Genomic DNA, 24,490 nt, shown 5'->3' on the forward strand with positions numbered 1-24,490 from the left:
ATTTCCTTATTAAAGTCAGTATATTTGTCCGTTTTTTATCGAGAAAACATATATTATTTGAAAAATGGAGAGTTTGCTTGTTTTTTGGGAAGAGTCGGGTATATTGAAGTACGGGGCAATCGCGTTGCTCGTGTTGTTATGTATATATATGTACTTGATTATTCGACGGGTGATTATCGTGTCCCGGAAGGATAAACGGCTTGATAAGCCGGAAGGGGAGGGGGTATCCGTTATTATTACCGCTCATAATAACGCGGAGGCTTTGAGGAGAAATCTGCCTAGTTTCTTGATGCAAGCCTATGGTAAATACGAGGTTATCGTGGTGGATGAATGTTCGGAGGATGACACGCAGGATGTGTTGGCGGAGATTCAGAAAGATTATCCGGAGTTGCGGTGTACGCGTATTTTTCCCGACACGAAATTTCGTTTCACGAAAAAATTGGCCATAAATATAGGTGTACTCGCGGCAAAATATGATATTCTGTTGTTCTCCGAGATACATTGTCGTCCTGCCACGATGCATTGGGTGGAGACTATGCAATCTTATTTTGATGAAAACACGGCGGTAGTTGTCGGTTACGCGAATTACGCCCCGGGTGAGCATAATATCACTACATGGCGGGCTTTCCGTTTTCTCCGTTTTTTAGAAATGTTAGTCTTGGTAAAAAATAAAAAATATATTTTCGGTGATGGATGTAACATGGCTTACCGAAAATCGTATTACATTAAAAACCGCGGGTTCGCGAAGAACTCACAATCGTATTTGGGATATGATAATGATATGGTTAATGAATTGTCGAAGTTCGGAATGGTTAAAACAATAAAGTGTCCGGATACGTACGTGATAATTGATAAAAGTGACAAAAAAGGAGAGGTAAACGAAATATCGTATTATTATGCTAGTAAGATGAGATTGACAATGACGGAGAGATTAGGAATAGATAAAGGTATAATAGTGCGTTTAATTTTTTATGCGCTCTCTATTTATTTGATTTTCACTGGCGTGTATCCGGTATATTTGTCCGTGATAATGATTATAGCATTTTTAACGGATTTTGTTTTGCTAAATATTTGCGCTATTTGTCTGAAACAAAAAAAATTATTCCTAACTTCGTTTATTATTAGTACAGTCGGTTTTGTTTATCGATGGTACTGGAATGGATATTCATTTTTTAATAAAAAGAAATGGAGCTGAATAACAACTTGTCAGAGAAAGCTCTCTACGATTACAAAGTCGTGAAAAGAGCAATAACGGGAGATGAAAAAGCCTATGCCGAATTATTTAAGCGGTATAAGGACTCAGTGTACTTTATGATACTGAAGATGGTGAATAACAGAACAGATGCGGAGGACTTGATGTTCGAGGCATTCGAGAAAGCTTTCGCGAGTTTGAATTACTATTCGCCTCAGTTTGCATTCAGTACTTGGTTGTTTAAAATCGCTTCTAATAACACGATTGATTTTATTCGGAAGAAGAAAGCGAAAATTGTTTCCTTGGATAAGGATGATATTAATCCTGACGATCGCGGGTATATTAACAGTGTGCCGGCTGACGTACTGACCCCGGAAGAGGAAACGATACGCAAGCAACGGGCTGAGTTCATGCGGGAAAAAGTCGCTATGCTGAAAGGCCGTTACCGTCAATTGATAGAATTACGTTATTTTGAGGAGTATTCTTACGAAGAAATTGCACAGGAGCTGGCAATCCCGCTAGGGACGGTGAAAGCTCAATTATTTCGGGCTAGGGAGTTGTTGCTGAATATTTTGCAGAACACGGAAATAGCCAGAGAAAATGAGAGGGCATAGCCTTTTTATCCTTCTGATTTTTTTATGCCTTGGTTTACGGGGGCAAGACACGAATGACCGGGATATATTTGTTACGGGGGTGATTTGTGACCGGGATAGCGTACAGCCTCTGCCTGACGCTATTTATCGTTTCGGGCAGGAGGTTCGGGGCGTGGATAACCAAGGACGATTTTCCGTGCATGTAAAGGTCGGCGACACGTTGTATTTTTCGCACGTTGGTTTTGAACCCGTGCGAATCGTTGTTTCCGATACTTTGAAAAAGGATGATTATCTTTTAGGCATTTTCATGGTACGGGATACTATTCAATTGGCTGAAGTCGTTGTGTTGCCCCGTTTCTTCATGGAAGATTTCAAGATGGATTCCGATCTGATCACTGCCCATAATAATATGAAAGGTGCTGTTAATGCGGCATCCCGCCCAGTGAAAGAGATGGACCGGGAGATGAACCAGAAGATGGTTATCTCCGATTTAGCCCGAAAAGTGGAGATGAAAGGCATGGTTGATGTTAAGCTGGGGATAGGAACGCAGTCTTACACGGCGTTGAAAGGTTTAATGCGGTCACGGCGTATGGCGGATAAAGGGAAAGTGATAAGAGTACAGGAAATAGACTTGTTAAAGAAAATTTTTTATATAGAAAAAAGAGAAAAAACGGATAACTAAAGGAAGAAAGATTATCTTTGTATTTGAAACAAGCCACGTGTGGGCAGAGTTTCCAGTGAAGCAATTTATTAATATCAAAGTTACGTTTTTATGAAGAATTTGTCGATAGGATTAAATGTGTTATTGTTGATTGCCGTAATTGTTTTATACATATTACATTTCTCCGGGAGTAGTAAGAGTACGAGCAGTCAAGACGGGGTTGCAACTGTAAACGCGGATGCAAAAATTGTCTACATTAACATGGATACTTTGCTTAATAAGTATACTCAATCAAGGGAGTTGAACGAGGCGTTTTTGAAAAAACTCGAAGCGAATCGCACGGAATTGAACGTGAAAGCAAAAAATCTTGATCGCGAAATTGCCGAGTTCCAACATAAAGTAGAGAATGGCGGATTCCTTACTCGCGAAAGAGCTGAACAGGCTCAAACGGAGTTGTTGATTAAACAGCAGAATCTGCAAAAACTGCAACAGGAGATGAGCGAGAACGCTCAACGGGAACAAATGGAAATCAATCGTAAATTGTACGATGCCATTACAAATTTCTTGACGGATTATAATAAATCAAGAGGCTATCAGTTGATATTAAGTACTACTTTAGGCGGAAACGTGTTGTTTGCCCAAGATGGTTTTAATATTACCAACGAGGTGGTAAGCTTGTTGAATGCCCAATATCAAAAGAAATAAGCGTTTAATAATATACGGGGGAAGGCTGAGAAATCAGCCTTTTCTTTTATCTAATAGAAAGAAAATGAATTTTAAATATACGGTTGATATTGCGGCAGACTCGGAAGAGGTGTTCACTGCGTTGACAAATCCTTTCCAGATAGAAATATGGAGTGGTTATCCTGCCGAGATGAAAGCGGAAGAAGGATTTGTGTTTTCCTTGTGGGAAGGTGATATATGCGGGGTAAATCTGGAAGTGAAACCGAATCGTCTGCTTGTACAAGAGTGGTTCTTCGGTGATACGGCAGAACGTTCCATCGTGACGTTGAAACTGAAGAAAGTCGGAGAACAGACTCAGGTAGAACTGGAACACACGAATATTCCTGATGACGTGTTCGAGGAAATCGTGGAGGGATGGAAAGAGTATTACTTGGGCTCTATAAAAGGTATGTTGGAAATGTACTAATCGTAAATCAGTAAAAATACGGATTATACATCCGAATCCGGATAGTAATTTTGTCTTGTAAATTATTCACTAACTAATAGATTATTTTGCATGAGCAAGTTAAAGATTTCGGAAGATTGGACTTCTACTATCGTCGGGTGGTTTATCATCCTTTTGATTGTATTTCAATTGAAACCGCATTGGCCTTCGTTCAGTTGGCCTGATGCCGATGCATTAATGAATAAGGTATTTACTCTGGATAATGTGGGGCATGCTTTGATTGTATTCTGCTTCATGTTTTTCATGGCGTTGCTGGCAGGAATGTTGGCAGGGAAAAAGTTTAAGATGATCGCGGCCAGTTTTCCCGTGGTATTCTTTCTGACTCTTCTGGCTATGGTTGTCGGGGGAAATAAGTTTCTGAAAGATTGGGGTTTCGAAACCGTGATATTCAGTCTTTTGATCGGGCTTTTTATTAGTAACGTGTTTTCTATTCCCAAGTGGTTGAAGGAATCACTTTCTTCAGAATTGTTCGTGAAAATCGGGTTGGTATTGTTGGGAACTTCCGTACTTTTCGGTGATTTGTTGAAAGCCGGTTCGTTAGGTTTGATACAGTCTTGCGTGGTTGTTTTCACCGTTTGGAACTTCTGTTTCTGGTTGTGTCGAAAGATGAAGATTGATAAAGAGATGTCATTGATGCTTTCCAGTGCCGTTTCTATTTGTGGTGTTTCGGCGGCTGTCGCGACAGCCGGTGCGATTAAAGGAGATAAGAAGAAATTGTCTTACGTGGTATCTCTGGTATTAGTGGTGGCTGTCCCGATGATTTTAATTATGCCGGGACTGGCGAAGCTGATGGGGTTGCCGGAAGATATGGCAGGTGCTTGGATCGGGGGGACAATCGACACGACAGGAGCCGTGGCAGCGACGGGAGCCATATACGGGGAGGTGGCGTTACAAACGAGTACTATCGTGAAGTTCTCGCAAAATGTGCTTTTGGGTGTTGCCGCTTTTCTGATCAGTATATATTGGTCGTACTCGAAGAAAGAGGTGGCGGAAGAGAAACCTACATTAAAGGTTATCTGGCTGCGGTTTCCCAAATTTGTATTGGGATTTGTTGCTGCTTCTGTTGTCTTTTCGTTCTTCGTGGCCCCGGAAATCGTGTCTGAAGCAAAGCCTATATTAAAAAATATTCAGGGAATGTGGTTTGCTCTTGCTTTCATGTCTATCGGTCTGGAAACCGATTTCAAGAGTCTGATCACGTCAGAAAATCGTCGTTCTACTTATGCTTTCTTGGGAGCGCAAGCCTTTAACGTGGTGTTCACGTTGTTAGTGGCTTGGATACTTTTCGGACTAATAGCATAGTTCGTAAAGTTCATAAGGTTTGTAAAGTTTATAAAGTTGAAGAGCAAAAACTTTATGAACTTTATGAACCTTATGAACTTTATAAACTAAATATGATTGTATTACCGATATTGTTTGTAATTTTGTCCGTAATTTTTGAAGTTAAACGCAAAAAATAATAGAAGATGAAATTTTTTATTGATACGGCAAATCTTGATCAGATTCGGGAAGCTAATGACTTGGGAGTATTGGATGGAGTGACTACCAACCCGTCATTAATGGCAAAAGAAGGTATTAAAGGTGACGAGAATTGTAGAAAACATTACGTTGAGATTTGCAATATCGTGGATGGTGATGTAAGTGCTGAAGTAATCGCCACGGATTACGAGGGAATGATTAAAGAAGGGGAGGAACTGGCCGCTTTGCATCCGAATATTGTTGTAAAAGTTCCTTGTATTGCTGACGGAATCAAGGCTATCAAGTATTTCACGAATAAAGGTATCCGTACGAATTGCACGTTGGTGTTCTCTCCGGGACAGGCATTGTTGGCTGCTAAGGCCGGTGCCACGTATGTTTCGCCTTTCGTGGGACGTTTGGATGATATCAGTAGCGACGGTATCGAGTTGGTGGAGAAGATCGTGGATATGTATGCTTACTACGGGTTTAATACGCAGGTTTTGGCTGCTTCTATCCGCCACACGCAACATATTATACAATGTATCGAGGCTGGTGCTGATGTGGCAACTTGTCCGTTGAGTGCAATCAAAGGATTGTTGAAACACCCGTTGACAGATTCCGGTTTGGCAACATTTCTGGCAGATCACAAGAAAGTAAATTCATAAATTCGCGATAATGCTTGTACGCTTATTCGAGGATAATCCTAATGATAGGGAAATTCGGAAGATCGTTGAGCTCTTACGTGATGGTGGTATTATCATCTACCCGACCGATACTATTTACGCGATAGGGTGTGATATTAATAGTGTGAAGGCTGTGCAGCGAGTATCGGCTATACGTAAAGTGAAGCCGGAGAAAGCTAATTTCTCGATGATATGCAAGGATTTGGGAAATATTGCGGCATACGCTAAGGTAACAAACGAGGAATTCCGGTTGATGAAGCAATGTTTGCCCGGACCTTTCACTTTCGTGTTGCCTGCCACGAGCAAATTGCCTAACGCGTTGATGAATAAACGTAAGACTATCGGTATCCGTATTCCGAAAAATTTTATCGTACAAGCTATCGTGGACGAGCTAGGTGGACCGTTGTTGACAACATCCGTGAAGGCGGAGGAGGGAGAAGTTGAAGAATATATCACTGATCCCGAGTTAATCCACGAGAAATACGGTCGCTTGGTCGATTTGGTTATCGACGGCGGTTATGGAAATAATATCCCTTCCACCGTTATCGACTGCACGGGCGATGAGATTGTTGTCACCCGACAGGGATTAGGTGAATTATAAAATAAAAAAGGACTTCGAGCGGAAGTCCTTTTTTATTTATTTCTTCCAGAAAGCTCTACTGAATAATACCAGTACGGTGAATACTTCCAAACGCCCAACCATCATCAGTATGGATAAGAATATTTTCGCGAAGTCATTCAAGTGTGCGAAATTGCTCATGGGGCCAATCTCGCCGAATCCGGGACCTACGTTACTCATACTTGTTATAACAGCACTACAAGCCGTGGCAATATCTTCCGTGAACAAGGACATGATAACACTGGATATCCCGAAGATGAAGATATAAAGGATAAAGAAACCCATGACTCCAGTCATTATATTGGGATGTATGCTCTTCCCGTTGTATTTCACGTTAATGATTGCGTTCGGGTGAATGATGCGTTTCATTTCAATAAATGAGTTCTTGAACAGCAGATTCAGTCGGATACATTTTAAACCGCCGGATGTAGAGCCCGCGCAGGCTCCTATAAATAGAAGTACGAAAATAATCACACCTAGTAAAGGAGGCCATAACAAATAGTCTGCCGTGGCAAATCCTGTCGTCGTGAGAATCGAAACAACTTGGAAGAGGGCTTCCCGAATGCTTAATTCCAAATCATCATACCCCTTGAAATATAGTACACATGATATCATAGCACTTGCTATGAGAATGATGAAGAAGTAAAGTTTAAATTCTTCATCACGGAATAATTTTTTGATTTTCCCGTGAATGGCAACATACATCAGACCAAAGTTAGTTCCCGCGATAAACATGAAAATAATGACAACATACTGTATATAAGCCGAGTTCCAATAAGCAAGGCTATCTTGTTTCGTGGAATATCCCCCGGTAGCCATCGTCGTGAATGAATGGCAGATGGCATCAAACAAATCCATTTTACCGAGAAGTAACAACAAGGTCTGGGCTACCGTGAGTGATATGTAAAGATACCACATACGGCGGGCGGTGGAGGTGAATGTCGCGGTGAATTTGTCATGCGTGGGACCGGGAACTTCGGCGACAAACAGGTCGCGGCCTTCAATACCGAGTCCGGGTAGTATTGCCAGCAATAGCACGATAATACCCATACCTCCCATCCATTGGGTTAGCGAACGCCAGAATAACGTGGCATGTGGTAAAGCCTCGATGTCATTTACAACGCTCGAACCGGTAGTCGTGAATCCGGACATGGTTTCGAATATAGCATCCGGAATGGAAGGAATCGTACCTCCCAACAAAAAAGGCAAACAACCGAATATGGTGAACATTACCCAAGTGGTAGTGACAATAAAATACCCGTCTTTCTTGGCAAGAACCCGATCTTTTACCTTGACCGTGAAAGCCATAAGGCTTCCTGCGGCAAGAGTGATGGCGGTAGAATATGTAAATGCCATCATATCATTTTCTCCGTATATCAAGGCGACAATGATACAGATCATCAGAAAAGCACTTTCGACGAGCAAAAGTTTTCCTATAATGTTGGTTATAAACCTGAAGTTGATCATCGTTGAAATAATTTGATTACTTTCTTCACCGCACTGGGTAGAGCGAAGATGACAACTTTGTCGTCAGCCTCGATCTGCACGTCGCCTTTGGCAATGATGGCATCCCCGTTACGGATGACTCCCCCGACAGTAGCATTTTCCGGAAAATTCATATCGGCCAATGTTTTCCGGGTAATTTTGGAACCCGCTTCTGCCGTGACTTCAAATACCTCAGCTTCCGAGAACGTGAGGAATTTCAAGTGTTTCACGTCTACATTCATGGTGTAACGGTATATGTGTGAAGCGGCTATCAATTTAGTGTTTACCAGCGTTCCGATCCCGATGTTTTCGGCAAGGTCGATGTAGTCGATATTCTCAACTTCGGCAACACTTTTTTTAACTCCTAACTTTTTGGCTAATAGACAAGAGAGAATGTTTGTCTCTGACGAATGCGTGACGCTGATAAAAGCATCGGTATTTTTGATACCTTCTTCCCGGAGCAAGGCGAGGTCGCGACCGTCACCGTTGATTACCAGTGTCGATTTTAATTTATCGGCGATAAGGATACATTTCTCACGGTCTTTTTCTATAATCTTGACATTGTAGTTTTTTTCAAGCAAAGAGGCTGTCTTTATTCCGATTCGGGAACCTCCCACGATAACGACATTCTTAACCTCGTATTGTGATTTGCCGCAAAGGGCGAATACATTCGGTACATAGAAAGGTTTCGTCACGATGAAAACAAGATCGCCGTACCGGAAAGAATCATTTCCCCTCGGGATGATAGTGCGCTCGGCACGTTTGATGGCAACGACACGGAAATGTTGTGCCCCGTATCTTTCTGCCATTTTGATCAACGTGAGGTTGAGTACCGGGGCATTTTCCCATAATTTGATACCGAGTAATTGCAATCGACCGTCGGAAAATTCATGTAACTGGCGGGAACCGCTTTGCTTCAAGGAAGCAACGATTTCTTCCGCGGCCAGACGTTCCGGGTAGATTAAGGAATCGATACCGATCATCTTCAAGTATTCCGTATTTTCGCTCTCCAGATATTCGCTATTGTTAACCCGCGCGATAGTTTGTTTCGCTCCTAACTTTTTGGCTAAAATGGCAGAGTTGATATTTTGATCTTCCTGATGATTTACCGCGATGAACAGGTCACACTTGTGTACTCCGGCATCTTTAAGCGCACCGATAGAAGTACATGATCCCACGATAGACATGACATCGAGTTGGCTGCCAAGTAATTCCAGCTTTTCTTCGTCGTTGTCGATCAGCATGATATTATGTTCCTGCTTACTAAGCATCGTCGCGAGATGTGTCCCCACTTCTCCTGCTCCCGCTATTACTATGTCCATTTTCGTTAGGTGTTAATTAACTGGCAAAATAAAGAATTATAATCCGAATTACATAGAAAAATGAACCAATTTTTATTTTAAGGGAATCACGATAGAGCCTAGTTCATTTGTTTTAAATAGAGGGATTTGCTTTTGAATGCAAAATTCGTCCCATGCCCGGATACATCGGGGGGTATTGGATTGGTCTATAATGATTTGACTTGGAAATGACGATTGTGTCGTATCCGAGATAGGGAAAATATTTCCCGTGATAATGAGTATTCCTTGGTCGGGTATAGTGGGACATGTACCATCTGCAATTGTAATTGTTTGTTTACGAGTTTGCAGTTGCTTATTCGTGTAAATGATTTGGTCCCCGATGAATCCGTCATGCTCGGGAAGCGGTTGCAGGTCATTTGCTATCGTGTATGTCAACTGGCTTGGGATGGTATCCGTATTTTTCAGTAGAGAATAGTATCCCTTGTGATTCAAGAGTATCACGGAATGACGATATCTATTGTAAACAACGATTTCTTGTCGGTTTTGCTTGTGGAACGTGTAACCGTAGATGAAAATAACAAGCAAACATGTCGAGGCTAGAAACAAGTGGGCAATCCGGCGTTGTCGGCTGGTCACGTATAAGATAAATGATAAAGTTATAATATATATAAGGATGATATGGAAGGATGTCGGGTATAATTCTGTCAGATTTATGGCGATACCGGAAAATATTCGGAGGCAATAAAGCAGGATTTGAGTGATACCTGTTACAAGATACGCGAGATAACTGCCGATAAGAGAGGGTAACACGAGTAGGATTGCCCCGAGATAGAGTAATAGTGTGGCAACCGGTACGGCGACGAGATTGAATAGAATGCCGTTTAAACTGATCGTGTGGAAATAGTATGCAGTAATCGGGAGAGTCAGAATTTGCGCGGAAAAGCTGACGGCGAGGAGGGGGTATATCTTCCGTGTGAGCCGGGGAAGCGCCTTACGCTTAATGGTTATTAACGGATAGACAAGTATAATTCCAGTGTAGGCGGCATACGACATTTGAAAACTCACGGAATACAGTAATGTCGGTTGGATAAGCAAGGTGAAGAATGCTGCTGCCGCGATAGCGTTTAAAGGTACATAATCCAGACGGAATGCTTCTCCTATAATAATGAAACTCAATATAGTTGCTGCCCTGCAGGCGGAAGGTGATAAGCCGGTAATACCCGTGATCAACCATAACAATGGAATCAGTGCGAGGGTGAATCTGCGATCGCGTAGTTTGAAAAGACGTAACCCGTAAAGTAGTAAAAGATAAATAGCCCCGATATGTAATCCGGAAATGGCAAGCAGGTGAATGGTTCCCGTGTCTTGGAATAATTGTTTCGTGCCGGGAGTCAGATTTTGGCGATCTCCAAGACAGAGGGCTGCAAGCAGGTTATAGGTTGTGCTGTCCGGCACGACAGTTGACAATTTATGTAACAAATGCTGTTGCAGGGAATGACAAAAAGAGTACAAATCTTCCGAGTGTCCTATTCGTGTCGGAGTCGAAATCGGAATCGCTTGGGCTTGAATATTTTGGTGACGGAGGTACGTGTTGTAATCAAATTCATGTGGATTGCCCGTGGCTGACAGCAAATAGACTCTGGCGTCAAACAGGAGCGAATCGCCGACAGAAAACCGGATAGAATCCCGGTATCGCGTGAAGATGCGAATCCCGTTTGAGGAGATAATTGCTTTGTCGGGTGGAGTGATCCGTTCACAGCGTCCTTGCAGCGTGTAGACGTTACCCGGCACGAATGGCAGGTTTTGCGGGCGATGGCAATACACGCCTGTCAAGAAAATGAACAGAAACGAGAAAATAGAAAATAATTTTCCGTAACGTGTACGGGCAACTCCTGTCAATAGAAGGAGTGAACCTATAATCGAGTAAAGGATAAATCGGGAGGGAATGTCAAACATCCATTCACTGGCAAGAATTCCTGCGATTAAAGGAATCACGAGGAAAAGGAATGGATACCGATGCCAGTGAATGGGACGCATAGGCGTAGCCTCGGCTATTTCGGCAAAACTACCCGGTAGTTTTGTTTGAATTTCCCGGCACTGATATTACTCAACTTCCCTTTTAATAAACGTTTTTTCAGAGCAGACAAGTGGTCCGTGAACATGATTCCGTCCAAGTGATCATATTCGTGTTGGATGATGCGTGCGCAGGTGCCCGTGAATTCTTCCACGTGTTCTACCCAGTTCTCGTCCCGATAGGCGATTTTTATATGATCTTTTCTCATCACGTCCTCGTGAATGCCGGGAATACTCAAGCAGCCTTCATTGAAAGGCACCTCTTCCCCGGAACGTTCCAGTATATGCGCGTTGATAAAAGCTTTCTTGAAATCTTTACAGTCCGGGTCAATTTCTTCAAATGGGCTTCCGTCAATCACGAAAATGCGTATGTTTTTCCCGACTTGCGGGGCAGCTAATCCCACCCCGTCTGACTCGTACATGGTTTGCCACATGTCATCGAGCAGTCTGCTTAACCCCTCGTATTCCGGGGTAATGTCCTCGGATACTTTCCGAAGTTTCGGATGTCCGTAAATGTAAATAGGTAACAGCATATTAAATATTCATGTTTCTTTGTGATTCCATGTAGGATTGCAATATGATCGTGGCACTGATGGCGTCGATAACTGCTTTATCCTGACGTTGTTTTTTCTTGGCTCCTCCTTCTAGCAACGCCTTGTGTGCCAAGACTGAGGTGAAGCGTTCGTCATACATGACGATGGGGATGTCCGGGAGTTTACGTTTGAGTGCGACGAGAAACGGCTTGATGTAAGTCATGCTTTCAGAGTCCGTGTTATTCATTTGTTTGGGGTGTCCCACGACAAAAAGGTCTACCTTTTCTTTCGAGCAGTAATCTTGTAGAAATTGTAAAACCTCGTGTGATTTGACTGTCGTTAGACTGTTGGCGATGATCTTGCATGGATCCGTGACCGCTATGCCAACCCTTTTTTTCCCGTAATCAATAGCAACAATCCTTCCCAATACCCTATTCCTTTACGATAATAAAAATATCCTCGTTCTCTTTTTTCATCAAGTACTGTTCTCTGGCGAACTTTTCGAGGTTATCCCGATTCCCTAACAATTCATCTTTTTTGCGTTTATCTTCTTCAACCTTTTTCCGGTAGTAATTTTTTTCTTTCTCCATCTGGCTGATTTTTGAGCGCAACTGTAATTGATCGATAAAACTGTATTTATCGAACAACGCGATCCATATAACAAATAGCAACCCCACGATAGTGTATTTGTTGGCAAATCGCTGAAACAAATTTCTCGATGATCGTTTGTTTTCGTCTTGCATAGTGCAAAGGTACAAAAAAAGAGGCGGTTAAGAACCATTATCCATTATTTTTTTTCCGAGCAGGCAAAAACATGGTTTTCGCGCTGCATATTTATAAAAACGGGAAGAATATTTATACAGCGAATTGATATACAGTGATTTGTGATTTGATAAAAATGAAAATTGGCTATTTTTTGTGTAACTAATTTCGTTAGCTTTGTGCTTTCGGAATTTTTTTAGACAAAAAGAAGAATAACAATAAAATATCAGTAATGGAAAAGAAGTTAGCGGTTGTTGCGTTAGGTGGAAACGCTCTTTTGAGAGGAAACCAGAAAGGAACTATCGAGGAGCAAAATGCCAACACGGTAGATACGTTGGAAAATTTAATATACTTGATTAAGGAAGGGTATAATTTGATTATTTCGCACGGAAACGGTCCTCAGGTAGGAAACGTGCTTATGGATAATGCTGCCGGTGTAGAGATGTACGGTAACGCTGCCATGCCTTTGGACACTTGTGTGGCTTTCACGCAAGGACAGATCGGCTACATGATCGAACGTAACTTGAGAAATATTTTGAAAGAGCACGGTCTGCAACGTAACGTGATCTCGATGGTATCCCAAGTGATCGTGGACAAGAATGATCCGGCGATGCAGAATCCGACCAAGCGCGTGGGTAAGATATACACGAAAGAAGAGGCGGATAAACTGGCAGCCGAGAAAGGATGGGTTTTCAAGGAAGAGATCAAGGTTGAAGGCGGATGGCGTCGGGTGGTTCCTTCCCCGGACCCGAAAGATTTTATGAATGCCGATTTGGTGGAACGTTTGGCTCGCGAAGGTAATATCGTGATCACTACCGGAGGTGGCGGTATCCCCGTGTATATCGACGAGAAGGGTGACATCCAGCCGTTGGAAGGTGTTATCGACAAGGATTTGGCTTCCGCTATGGTAGGTACGAGAGTGAAAGCGGACGAGTTCTATATCTTGACGGATGTTCCTTATATTTATAAGGACTTCAAGAAACCGTCGCAACAGAAATTGGAATTCTTGGATTATGCCGATACGATGAAATACATGGAAGAAGGAGTGTTTGCAGAGGGAAGTATGGCACCGAAAATTCGTGCTTGTTTGCGTTTTGTTAAGAATGGTGGAAAAAAATCAGTGATTACCGAAGCCACAAAGTTGGAAGACAGACGTTACGGTTCCAAAATCACGATGGAATACGAGGACGATAGAAGATAATTGAAAATGGAGAGTTGAAAACTGGAAATGAGTTTTTAATTCTCGATGGGATATTGTACTTTTGTCCATAAATAATGAATCTGAAATTTAAAATTATAAATCTAAAATTAATAAAGTTATGGCTTTTAATTTGAGAAACAGAAATTTCTTGAAGTTGTTGGACTTCACTCCGAAAGAGATCAAATACATGTTGGATTTGGCTGCTGATTTGAAAAAAGCAAAATATGCCGGAACTGAACAACCTCGTTTGAAAGGTAAAAATATTGCTTTGATTTTCGAGAAAACTTCTACTCGTACCCGTTGCGCGTTCGAAGTAGCTGCTCATGATCAAGGTGCTCACGTGACCTATCTTGGTCCTTCCGGATCTCAGATTGGCGTGAAAGAATCCATGGCTGATACGGCTCGTGTATTGGGACGTATGTATGATGGTATCGAGTACCGCGGTTTCGGACAAGCTATTGTTGAGGAATTGGCTCAATATGCAGGTGTACCTGTATGGAACGGTTTGACCAACGAATTCCACCCGACTCAGATTCTGGCAGACTTCCTGACCATGATGGAACATACCGATAAGCCTTTAAACAAAGTGACTTTCGCTTATCTTGGTGATGCCCGTTTCAACATGGGTAACTCTTTGATGGTTGGTGGTGCCAAGATGGGTATGGATGTACGCATTGTTGCCCCGAAAGAATTGCAACCGGATGCCGAGTTGGTTGCTACTTGCAAGGCTATCGCTGAAGAAACCGGAGCTACAGTTACCATTACCGATAACGTGGAAGAAGGAGTGAAAGGTTGCGACTTCCTGTACACCGACGTGTGGGTGTCTATGGGTGAACCTGCTGAGGTATGGGCAGAACGTATCAAATTGTTGACCCCGTATCAAGTGAATGCTAAAGTTATGGAATTGACCGGAAACAAGAACTGCAAATTCATGCACTGCTTGCCGGCATATCATAACCTTGATACTCAAGTAGGTCGTGATGTTTACAAACAATTCGGCATGAACGGATTGGAAGTAACCGAAGACGTGTTCGAGTCTGCAAATTCTATCGTGTTCGATGAGGCAGAGAACCGTATGCACACGATCAAGGCTGTGATGGTTGCTACTTTGGGTGACTAAAGATTTGGTTCATGATCGGTAGAAATACCCGATTATATTGTATAAAGAAACCCGCTTGATTTTGTTATCAAGCGGGTTTCTTCCGTTATAACCATGGAGATTAATGGTAATTATTGGGAAATAATACCCCTCCCTCGAAGCTGTCCGGAAGATACCCCGTGGCTCGAATAGCTCCGTGTAACGATGCTCTGGCGAAGCTTCGTGAGGGCTTCGAGCAAGGGGTATTATTTCAGTAAGATAACTTTTTGATAAAGAATACTAATCCAGTTGAGAATGATCGGATCGGCAATGATATTTTATAATGCTATTGTCCTTCGTTTCTAAATAGAAAAAAGTCGGTTTATAATTTAAAAATAAGATGTTCAATAAATGGACCGAAATTATTTTATATTTTTACGTGCGCAATTAGATGGTATTGTGCTTAAAAAACGAAGGTGATGTCTTCAGAATTAGTACATAAAGAAAAATTGTTTGTTGAACTGTTTAACAAAAACTACAAGGCTTTGTGCTTGTATGCGGTAAGGTTTTGCGGTGATTTTTCTGAGGCGGAGGATATCGTGCAGGACGTGTTCGTGAGATTTTGGGATATTTTTCAGGAGGGGACAGGGACTATGTCTGCTCGTTCTTATTTATACCGGATGGTGCGTAATGCATGTATTGATCTGTCGCGGGCTAAAAAGTACGATACGGTTGATATAAATTCATTAGCAGATCAATTGGAATATTTTTTCCATACGGAATCGGAGGAAGATTCTACAATGGATAAATTGTTGGAGGCGATAGAAGCTTTGCCGGAAAAATGTCGCTATGTGTTTGTCGCTATCTGTGTGGATAACAAAAAATACAAGGAAGTTGCAGACGAAATGCATGTTTCCTTGAACACGATCAAAACGCAGCTATCCAGAAGCTTAAAGCTTCTTCGGGAGAGCTTGAACAAAGAAGATTTCAAATTATTTCTTACTTTTTTCACGATTTTCGAGTAATTTCTTTCACCCGTTTCTGTTTTTTTTCGTCTTCTATGTAAAGAATTGATATTGGATTATGATGAAAGAAGAAATAGAAGATATAATATGGCGGGATTCTCGAGATGAATGTTCCGGGGAAGAAAAAGCCTGTTTGCGAGAATGGCTTGAGGCTTCCGACGAGAATAAACGTGCTTACAAGGATATCCGATCAATTATTCAATGCGGTGCTTTGCTAAAAGGATATGACCGTTTGGATAAACCACTGGCCTTGGGTAAAGTCATGAAACAAGTGAAGCCGTCGCCCGTTATGCGGAGATATTCGTGGTTAAAGTACGCGGCAGCGATAGTATTCCCCTTGTTAGCAGGACTCGTGGCTTATTATGTTTTTGATCGTACGACGGAAAATACAAATATCCCCGTGATTGCAAAGTACGATATTCAACCGGGGGAAGCGAAGGCTATTCTTTATTTGTCTGATGGGCGGGAGATTAATCTTAAGGATGTAAGTGATTCTACGATACGGGACGGTTATTTTGATCAGGAAATTCTATTCCGGGATAAGAGTAATACATTGAATTATTATGATTCTTTGCGCGAAACGGATAAAGTCGGTAAATTGGTATATAATAAGATTGTCGTACCTCGCGGGGGAGAGTATATGCTGATCTTGTCGGATGGAACGAAAGTATGGTTGAATTCTGAAACGAAGATGGAATACCCGTTGTGCTTCGGGCAAGATACCCGGGAAGTTAAGTTGACGGGAGAGGCGTATTTTGAAGTGAAAAAAGATGCAAAGCGACCTTTTAACGTGTTGATGGGGGATGCGAGAATTGAAGTGACGGGAACCTCGTTTAATGCTTCCTGTTATCCGGAAAAAGGGGATTGTAGTGCGACATTGACTTCTGGGAAAATAAATCTATGGGGTGATCATTCGATGAAGAGGGTGAATGTCGGGGAGCATGCCGTTTACGATAAAACGTCCAAGGAAATCACGGTAAAAGAGGTTGACTTGAAGTATTATACTTCTTGGCGTCACGGGACTTTTTATTTTTACGACACTCCTTTATCTGAGATTACCGAGGCATTGGGACGTTGGTATGATGTGAAGTTTTATTTTTCGGACGAGTCTTTACGGGATGTCTGTTTTTCCGGTGCAGCTTTGCGTAACAGACCGATAGATTTTATTCTTAAATTGTTGGAAAATACTCAATCATTAAAATTTTCAATACAAAAAGATGGAACGATATGGATAAGTAAAAAATAAAAAGAGGAAGATTGGCCTCTTCCCCTTTTTTTCTTTAATAACCCTCTCCTGCAAGAGAGAATTTTAAATAAATAGTTATACAAATCTATGAAAAAAATTTTAACGGATGAACTTTTCCGGGAGGGAAAAGTATGGTCTAAACTATGGAAAATTATGCGATTGCAATTATTGATCGTTTTTGTAACTCTGTTCCAGTTACATGCTGAAACAGGAGTTGCACAGGAAAGAGTTAGTATTTCCTTTAAGGATGCTCTGATTGAAGACATCATAAAGGAAGTGGAAGCGCAGTCCGGTTACGTGGTGGTGTATAATAACACCTTGTTGAAGAATATGTCACGCGTAACCGTTCGGCTGACGAATGTAAATGCCAAAGATGCTTTGAATGAGGCACTGAAAGGCAGCGGATTGGAGTGTAAAATGGTAGACGATTTTCTGGTTATTTCGAAGAAGGAAGGAGGTGATGACGAGAAAAAAGAAACTTTCAGGAAAATCAAAGGGAAGGTTATGGACGAGAAGGGGATAACTCTTCCGGGGGTTACCGTGCTTATCAAAGGTACTACTTTAGGTGTCGTGACTGATATCGACGGGAAATTCTCGATTGAGGTATCGAAGATGGATAGCACGATACTGGTATTCTCTTTCGTGGGAATGGTTACTAAAGAATATCGTTTGCCGAATGATCCGAAAGATGATGCAAAGGAGATATCCATTCGCCTTCAAGAGGACGTGAAAGAGATGCAGGAAGTTGTCGTGACCGGATACGCCAATATCAGAAAAGAGAGTTTCACGGGAAATTCCGTTACCGTGAAGAGAGAAGATTTGTTGAAGGTTTCCAAAACGAATGTAATTCAAGCGTTGCAGACTTTTGATCCTTCTTTTCGTATCCAGCAAAATAACCAGTGGGGTTCGGACCCGAACAACGTGCCCGAATTGTATATCCGCGGACGTTCCGGTATCGGGGTGAAAGATCTGGATAGAAAGAAGAATCTTTCCAAGTCAGAATTGGAAAACAACCCGAATTTGCCGACTTTTATCATGGACGGATTCCAAATTAGCGTGGAGAAATTGTATGATATGGACCCGAATCGCATTGAAAGTATAACGATACTGAAAGATGCGGCTGCTTCGGCTATGTACGGGTCCCGTGCGGCTAATGGTGTCGTGGTTATCACTACCGTTGCCCCTGTTCCGGGTAAAGTATCGGTATCTTATAGTATGACGGGAACCGTGACGGCACCGGATCTGACCGACTATAACCTGATGAACGCAAAGGAAAAGTTGGAAGCAGAGGTGGCGGCAGGCATTTATAAGGCTGCTAATTATTCTGATCAGAATAAATATGATGTAGAATATAATGGTAAGCTCAACAATGTTGCTCACGGTGTTGATACCTATTGGTTAGCCAAGCCGTTACAAACGGCATTTAATCATAAACACAGTTTGTATATAGAAGGGGGAACCAATGATATTCGTTTCGGGTTGGATATGCTCTATAATAATGAAGACGGTGTGATGAAAAAATCTTACCGGGATCGTATGGGGGTTGGTTTTTATATTGATTACCGGATTGGTTCTTTCCAAGTAAAGAATTATATATCTTATAATATTACACGATCGGAAGAATCTCCTTACGGTACTTTCTCGGACTATACTTCAAAGCAACCGTATGACGAGTATAAGGATGCGGACGGGAATTACTTGAAACAGACCTTTAATTGGCATGGGGGATCTTCGTCGGAGTTAAAGAATCCTTTGTACGAGGCCGGATTAAAGAGTTTTAATAAGTCACAAGTGGATGAGTTGATAAATAATTTGAGTGCCAACTGGTACGTGAATAATTATTTGCAAATAAAAGGACAATTCAGTTTAACCAAGAAAAACACGAAAAGTGACGATTTTATTGATCCGAAGTCAATGCGTAACGGTAAGGTGTTGAGTGCGGCCAATAGTAGTTCGGGAGAGCTTCGTACAAGTGCTGGTGACGGGTTCGATTGGGATTTGAATGCTTTTTTGGCTTACAACCGCACTATAAGCGGACACAATATCAATCTGAATATTGGTATTAACGCAACGTCTACGCATACTTCTACGACATCGGCATTTTACAGGGGATTTCCTTCCGGTTCGTTACATTCTCCCAATTACGCGCAGGAAATTGTGGAGAAACCGACGGTAAGTCAGAACAGTACCCGTTTGTTCGGTGTGTTGGGAAGTTTGAACTATACTTACAATAATATCTATTTGTTGGATCTTTCGGTGAGAACAGACGGTTCTTCCGAATTTGGTTCCGATAAACGGTTTGCTCCTTTCTGGTCGGGAGGTTTAGGTATTAATCTTCATAATTACGAGTTTATGAAGAAATACGGTTATATTGATGTGCTGAAAATCCGAGGATCTTACGGGGTGACCGGTAAAGTAAATTTCCCGCCTTACGCGGCACAGACTATATACCAGATACTGAGTGAAGAATGGTATAAAACAGGCTTTGGCGCTTCATTGATGGCGTTGGGAAATAAGGAGCTGGCTTGGGAGAAAACGAAGGAGTTGGATTTGGGTATAGATGTACAACTGTTTAATGGCGGGTTGCAGATGGAATTCTCCTATTACCGGAAAAAAACGATTGATCTGATCAATGATGTGACGATCGAGAGTGCAGCGGGTTTCACGACTTACATGGATAATTTGGGAGAAGTGATGAACAAAGGATACGAGATTCAATTGAAAAGCGATGTATTCCGCAATAACGATTGGTATGTTTCCGTATTCGGCAATTTGGCTCATAATAAGAATGAGATATTGAAAGTTTCCGAGAGCCTGAAGGCTTATAATGATGCGGTAGATAAAAACTTTGCAGAGTCAAACGCTTATGACGGTTCCACTTCCAAGCCTATCACGAAATACCAAGAGGGAGGTTCATTGACTTCGATTTACGCGATGAAATCTTTAGGAATAGATCCCGCTACCGGGCAGGAGATGCTGGTTAATCGTGATGGTTCCGTTACTTATACATGGAATAGTTCGGAACAGGTTGTCGTGGGAAATACGGAACCGAAAGCACAGGGAACGTTCGGTTTTAACGTGAACTATAAGAATTTTACGTTGTACACGACGTTTATGTACGAGTTCGGTGGGCAGCAATACAACCAGACTTTAGTTGACAAGGTTGAAAATGCCAATCTGTATACTTCAAACGTGGATAAGCGAGTATTTACCAACCGTTGGAAGAAACCGGGTGATAAAGCTAAATTTAAAGCTCTTGAAACCGGAAGAAACGGTATTGAAACGACAAATCCGACAGAACGTTTTGTACAGGATTATAACGTGGTAACATTGAATTCGATCACTTTGGGATATGATTTTAATTCGGAATTGATAAAGAAAGCCCATTTGGGTATGTTGCGTTTGGAAGTGGGGGCGAACGATCTTTTCAGAATTTCATCTGTTAAGGCGGAACGCGGGCTTAGTTATCCTTTTGCCAGATCGGTGAATTTTTCAATAAAAGCGACTTTCTAAATCGGAGTTAGTTATTTAGGAATTAGAAATCAAGAGAATATGAAGATAAATAAGATAATATTAGCTGTGCTGTTGCCGTTCATGTTGGGTTCATGCGAGCAATGGTTGGATGTTGCACCTGATGATCAGGTAAACGAGGAAACTCTTTTCGCGACCGGGGATGGCTACCGGAATGCGTTGAATGGAGTTTATCGGGATATGGCGACTTCGCAAATGTATGGCAGGGAATTGACATGGGGTTTTGTTGATGTGATGGGGTGGGTGTATGATCCGTTGACGATTTACTATGATTGCAGTACCCATGATTATTATGACGTGTTGTTAGGAAAATACAACGCCACGGGGGTGAAGGCTATTACTGAGGCATTCTGGTCACAAGCTTACAATTCTATCGCAAATTGTAATAACATTATTGCCCGTATCGATGGAGAGGAGCCGTCGAAATTTGTCGGGGGAGAGTCCGAGCGGGATATGATTCACGGGGAAGCATTGGCATTGCGGGCTTATCTGCATTTTGACATGTTGCGTTTGTTTGCTCCGGCTCCCAAGGTGGCGGATGATAAAGGCTACATTCCGTATTACGAAAGATACGGGTCGACTTCGGAACCCAGAGGGAGCGTGAGTGTGATTCTGGAAAAAATAGAGCGTGATTTGTTGAAAGCCAAGAATCTTGTAGCTCCTTTTGATACGGTGGGTGATCATAGATCTTGGATGAAAACCAGCGCGAGAATAGAAGGCGGACGAGGAGATAAAAATTTGCCGGATGATTTATTCTATTTATACCGGGGATACCGGATGAATTACTATGCTATATGTGCAACTTTAGCCCGGGTATATTCTTATGGTGACAAACAGACGCAGGCAAGAGAGAATGCGCAGGAAGTTCTGGATGCGACTTATCAGAATGGGATGTATCTCAATAAATGTTTTACATTTACCGGGGGAGGGAGTTATAACAGTAACTATAAATTGTACGACGGAGTGATTTTCGCTCTTTCCAACCAGAAATTAATAGATGATTATAGCCATTATCTCGGTTCGGAAAATATTCAGTTACCTGTATATTATGACGCGATTATCTATAACGAGGATTACGACGAGATTGACACGGAAGACGCTCGTTTGGGTTTATTCTCGGTTGTGGATGATTATTATTATTACTCGAAAAAATATACCCCACAGGTCGGGAATTCTTATGGGGAGGATTTGATACCGATGGTACGTTTGAGCGAGATGTATTATATTATCAGTGAGGCTCTTTACACGGAAGGACAGACGCAGTTGGGAATTAATAAATTGGATGAGGTTAGAATGGCAAGAGGTATCCGGGGCGGTAAACTTCAGATCGGGAGTCTGGAGGAGATGCAGGAAGCTATATTGAGGGATGCCAGAAGAGATTTTATAGGGGAAGGACAGTTGTTTTATTATTATAAAAAGTATGATATGACCCCGAATGATTGGGGATACACGATCGGCAGAGTATTGCCTCTTCCTGACAATCAACTGATTCATTAATAAAATAGTAAGATGTATATGAAGAACTATATAACTATAATAGCGATAGTATTTGCTCTCTTTTCTTGTAGTGAAAAGGAAACAATGACCTATCAATCCGAAAGATATCTTTATTTCACGACAAGTCTGGATAGTGCCGATCTTTCCGTGTCTTTTTCGCATTATCCGACAAGTGATGAGTATAAAGCGGGATTTGAGGTCAATTTAATGGGTAATCTCCTCACGGAAAAAGCTAATTACCGTGTTTCCGTGGTTGATACCGGAACCACGGCACTTCCGGAAGAGTATGTTTTGGATTTGGAGCCTGAATTCGGTGCGAATCAGTTGAAAGATACTCTTTATGTGGTGTTGAAAAAGACCGAAAGATTGAGTGATGGTCCCGTGACGTTGATGATTAAACTGGAAGAGGGAAATGGCTTTATTCCGGGATTAAGTCGCAATCGTACGGTAAAAGTGCATTTTAACAACGTGGAAAGCAAACCGCTCTGGTGGGAAGGGGATATCATTTCCGTGTATCTGGGAGAATATTCTCCGGAGAAATACAAACATTTCTTGATTGCAACCCAAATAGATGCAACGGAAATTCCAGTGTTGTTAAAGGAAAATCCGACTAAATTACGGCTGTTGGCATTAGAGTTTAAAGATTACTTGACTTTGCATCCGGAGTTGAATTTAACGGTGCCTATTTATTAATGATTAAAAAATAATGGCAATGAAAATAAGATATATACTTTTTTTACTCGTCATGATTTTAGGGATGAGTTCTTGCTATGATGATAAGGGAAATTATTCATACGACCCCAAGAATGATATTACGGTTACTTTTGATGCAAGTTATTTTGAAGCGGTTTTGGGGGAAACGGTTAAATTGTCACCTAAGTTGACTTTTGCTATTGACAGTAATGATGTTGATTTGAGTTATGAATGGATTTTCCTCGGAAGGAAAATTTCTGATCAGCGGAATTTGGAATGGGTGGTCGATACCGTGGTCAATTACCAGAGTATTTATATGAACGTAATTGATAATCGTACCGGTGTCGCTTATTCCGGGGGAATATCAGCTCTTTTGACTTCTCCTTATGCCAAAGAAGCGTGGGTTGTTCTAGCGAAACAAAACGGGAAGTCCGTTCTTTCCTATATTCGGGAAAAAAATGAGGATGACGGGAGTGACTATGGAAAATTCACGTACGAAGACGTACCGGATATTTACCGGTTGGTAAATGACGAGGAATTAGGCTCGGAACCGGTTCGGGTGTTGGAACATTTTGCCGGTGGCGGAGATCTTGGAAATTTCTGGGTGTTGCAAAACGGCGGTCAAGGATGTGTTGATTTATCGGGACAGGATTTCACGAAAGACGTATTGTTAAATAATATCTTCTTGGACGGGAATCTGCCGACGGATTTTAAACCGATAGATATGATTGATATGAAGTGGTTGACCTGCGTGGTGAATCATGACGGGAAAGTGTATACTCGCAAGAAATTGACCGATCAGTTGTATAATTCCGGTTATTTTATCGATCGTCCGTTGATATTTGAGGGAGAAGAGGTAGATGGTTCACGTTTTGTGCTGGCTCCCTTTGCCGGATTGGGTTTTACCGTGATGTATGATAAAGTGAACAACCGATTCTTGGCAATTTCCGACCTGAGCAAAGAAGTGGCTGGAAAGGTGTTTAAATTTGCAGTGGATGAATCCGCGTATGCCCCGGACTTTGCGCGATTGAATGATTTGGGTACAATGGAGGTCTTGCATACCGGGTATTACGAGGTTAACGAAGGACGTGGTGATCAAGGATATTACTCTATTTTGCGGGATCGGACAACCGGGAATTATTACACGCATGATTTTCGGGTGAACGAGATGAAAGAATCTGCTAATCCTTCGGCATTTCCGGTGTTGCAACGGCAGATAGATTTGAGTCAAGTGATAAACGGAACTTCAAAGAACGTGTTTAACGTGTTGCGTTCGTGGGTGTTCGGGAAAGATTTCGGAACTCCCTATGTATTGATTTCTAAAGATAACGAGCTGTGGTTATATGATCGTGATGCTAAGTTACCGGTAGAAAAGTATTATGAATTTCCACAAGGACAGATTATTACGGCTATCGACTCGGAATGTGTAGGTAGTCGCAGGGTGGCAATCGGTATGCAATCCGGAGAGTTCTACGTGTTGGATTTGACGAGAAAAGCCGTGAATGGCCAGAAAGAAAAATTGCTTTATGCTTCCACTCATGATTTTGGTGAGATCGTGCACATCCGCTACAAGGTAGGTTACGGTAATAGTTGGAGTTTTTAATTTGTAACAGAAAACAAGGGAGTCCCGAAGGTCTTTTCGTTTGAAATTCTTTTCGGGCTTCCTCTAATCG

22 protein-coding genes are annotated in these 24,490 nt (G+C 41.9%); 16 read left to right on the forward strand and 6 right to left on the reverse strand.

Annotation, left to right across the window (positions count from 1 at the left end; genetic code table 11):
- Positions 1-64: 64 nt before the first annotated feature.
- The 8 genes from L0M98_RS14440 to L0M98_RS14475 all read left to right on the forward strand — a co-directional run bounded on the left by L0M98_RS14440 (position 65) and on the right by L0M98_RS14475 (position 6,374).
- The gene (locus tag L0M98_RS14440; RefSeq protein WP_227216800.1) at positions 65-1,195 is read left to right on the forward strand and encodes a glycosyltransferase; all 1,131 of its coding nucleotides are present in this window, start codon (positions 65-67) and stop codon (positions 1,193-1,195) included.
- Positions 1,186-1,806 (forward strand): RNA polymerase sigma factor, encoded by a 621-nt coding sequence (locus tag L0M98_RS14445; RefSeq protein WP_099294385.1) that lies wholly within the window; start codon positions 1,186-1,188, stop codon positions 1,804-1,806. Before L0M98_RS14440 ends, L0M98_RS14445 begins: the two co-directional genes overlap by 10 nt.
- Positions 1,793-2,467: a hypothetical protein gene (locus L0M98_RS14450; RefSeq protein ID WP_227216799.1), complete on the forward strand. Its 675-nt coding sequence runs from the start codon at positions 1,793-1,795 to the stop codon at positions 2,465-2,467. The genes L0M98_RS14445 and L0M98_RS14450 overlap by 14 nt, the downstream gene beginning before the upstream one ends.
- Positions 2,468-2,557: 90 nt before the next feature.
- Positions 2,558-3,151, forward strand: coding sequence for an OmpH family outer membrane protein (locus tag L0M98_RS14455; RefSeq protein WP_227216798.1), 594 nt, complete (start codon positions 2,558-2,560; stop codon positions 3,149-3,151).
- A 64-nt stretch (positions 3,152-3,215) separates the two neighbouring features.
- Positions 3,216-3,596, forward strand: a complete 381-nt coding sequence (locus L0M98_RS14460) for an SRPBCC domain-containing protein (RefSeq protein WP_186978359.1) — start codon at positions 3,216-3,218, stop codon at positions 3,594-3,596.
- A gap of 90 nt (positions 3,597-3,686) precedes the next feature.
- Positions 3,687-4,934 carry a YeiH family protein gene (locus L0M98_RS14465; RefSeq protein WP_099294378.1) on the forward strand — a complete coding sequence of 416 codons (1,248 nt, stop codon included), beginning with the start codon at positions 3,687-3,689 and terminating at the stop codon, positions 4,932-4,934.
- 164 nt (positions 4,935-5,098) lie between these two features.
- Entirely contained in the window at positions 5,099-5,755 is a 657-nt protein-coding gene (gene fsa, locus L0M98_RS14470; protein WP_027201604.1) for a fructose-6-phosphate aldolase, read from the forward strand.
- 10 nt (positions 5,756-5,765) lie between these two features.
- The gene (locus tag L0M98_RS14475; protein ID WP_099294377.1) at positions 5,766-6,374 is read left to right on the forward strand and encodes an L-threonylcarbamoyladenylate synthase; all 609 of its coding nucleotides are present in this window, start codon (positions 5,766-5,768) and stop codon (positions 6,372-6,374) included.
- Between the two features lie 36 nt (positions 6,375-6,410).
- On the opposite strand, the gene L0M98_RS14480 is transcribed toward L0M98_RS14475, so the two are convergent.
- The 6 genes from L0M98_RS14480 to L0M98_RS14505 form a co-directional block, all read right to left on the reverse strand.
- Entirely contained in the window at positions 6,411-7,751 is a 1,341-nt protein-coding gene (locus tag L0M98_RS14480; protein ID WP_227216797.1) for a TrkH family potassium uptake protein, read from the reverse strand.
- A 104-nt stretch (positions 7,752-7,855) separates the two neighbouring features.
- Positions 7,856-9,199 carry a Trk system potassium transporter TrkA gene (gene trkA / locus L0M98_RS14485; protein ID WP_099294373.1) on the reverse strand — a complete coding sequence of 448 codons (1,344 nt, stop codon included), beginning with the start codon at positions 9,197-9,199 and terminating at the stop codon, positions 7,856-7,858.
- A 72-nt stretch (positions 9,200-9,271) separates the two neighbouring features.
- Positions 9,272-11,215: a ComEC/Rec2 family competence protein gene (locus L0M98_RS14490; RefSeq protein WP_227216796.1), complete on the reverse strand. Its 1,944-nt coding sequence runs from the start codon at positions 11,213-11,215 to the stop codon at positions 9,272-9,274.
- A gap of 14 nt (positions 11,216-11,229) precedes the next feature.
- Positions 11,230-11,784 (reverse strand): peptide deformylase, encoded by a 555-nt coding sequence (gene def, locus L0M98_RS14495; protein ID WP_227216795.1) that lies wholly within the window; start codon positions 11,782-11,784, stop codon positions 11,230-11,232.
- Position 11,785: 1 nt separating this feature from the next.
- Positions 11,786-12,211 carry a Holliday junction resolvase RuvX gene (gene ruvX, locus L0M98_RS14500; protein ID WP_099294367.1) on the reverse strand — a complete coding sequence of 142 codons (426 nt, stop codon included), beginning with the start codon at positions 12,209-12,211 and terminating at the stop codon, positions 11,786-11,788.
- A 4-nt stretch (positions 12,212-12,215) separates the two neighbouring features.
- A complete protein-coding gene (locus tag L0M98_RS14505) occupies positions 12,216-12,527 on the reverse strand; it encodes an FtsB family cell division protein (RefSeq protein WP_227216794.1) in 312 nt (103 codons plus the stop codon).
- A gap of 251 nt (positions 12,528-12,778) precedes the next feature.
- Between L0M98_RS14505 and L0M98_RS14510 the strand changes: the two genes are divergently transcribed.
- The 8 genes from L0M98_RS14510 to L0M98_RS14545 all read left to right on the forward strand — a co-directional run bounded on the left by L0M98_RS14510 (position 12,779) and on the right by L0M98_RS14545 (position 24,420).
- The gene (locus tag L0M98_RS14510) at positions 12,779-13,747 is read left to right on the forward strand and encodes a carbamate kinase (RefSeq protein WP_099294363.1); all 969 of its coding nucleotides are present in this window, start codon (positions 12,779-12,781) and stop codon (positions 13,745-13,747) included.
- Between the two features lie 118 nt (positions 13,748-13,865).
- Positions 13,866-14,867: an ornithine carbamoyltransferase gene (locus L0M98_RS14515; RefSeq protein ID WP_099294361.1), complete on the forward strand. Its 1,002-nt coding sequence runs from the start codon at positions 13,866-13,868 to the stop codon at positions 14,865-14,867.
- Positions 14,868-15,304: 437 nt separating this feature from the next.
- Positions 15,305-15,850: an RNA polymerase sigma factor gene (locus tag L0M98_RS14520; protein WP_186978355.1), complete on the forward strand. Its 546-nt coding sequence runs from the start codon at positions 15,305-15,307 to the stop codon at positions 15,848-15,850.
- Between the two features lie 58 nt (positions 15,851-15,908).
- Positions 15,909-17,096 carry a FecR family protein gene (locus L0M98_RS14525; protein ID WP_099294357.1) on the forward strand — a complete coding sequence of 396 codons (1,188 nt, stop codon included), beginning with the start codon at positions 15,909-15,911 and terminating at the stop codon, positions 17,094-17,096.
- Between the two features lie 87 nt (positions 17,097-17,183).
- The gene (locus L0M98_RS14530; RefSeq protein WP_227216793.1) at positions 17,184-20,609 is read left to right on the forward strand and encodes a SusC/RagA family TonB-linked outer membrane protein; all 3,426 of its coding nucleotides are present in this window, start codon (positions 17,184-17,186) and stop codon (positions 20,607-20,609) included.
- A 39-nt stretch (positions 20,610-20,648) separates the two neighbouring features.
- Positions 20,649-22,124 (forward strand): RagB/SusD family nutrient uptake outer membrane protein, encoded by a 1,476-nt coding sequence (locus L0M98_RS14535; RefSeq protein ID WP_227216792.1) that lies wholly within the window; start codon positions 20,649-20,651, stop codon positions 22,122-22,124.
- An 18-nt stretch (positions 22,125-22,142) separates the two neighbouring features.
- Entirely contained in the window at positions 22,143-22,817 is a 675-nt protein-coding gene (locus L0M98_RS14540) for a DUF4843 domain-containing protein (protein WP_176555163.1), read from the forward strand.
- A 19-nt stretch (positions 22,818-22,836) separates the two neighbouring features.
- Positions 22,837-24,420, forward strand: coding sequence for a PKD-like family lipoprotein (locus tag L0M98_RS14545; protein ID WP_176555162.1), 1,584 nt, complete (start codon positions 22,837-22,839; stop codon positions 24,418-24,420).
- Positions 24,421-24,490 lie beyond the last annotated feature (70 nt).

The sequence above is a fragment of the Butyricimonas sp. DFI.6.44 genome (assembly GCF_022132345.1).
Taxonomy (GTDB): domain Bacteria; phylum Bacteroidota; class Bacteroidia; order Bacteroidales; family Marinifilaceae; genus Butyricimonas; species Butyricimonas muris.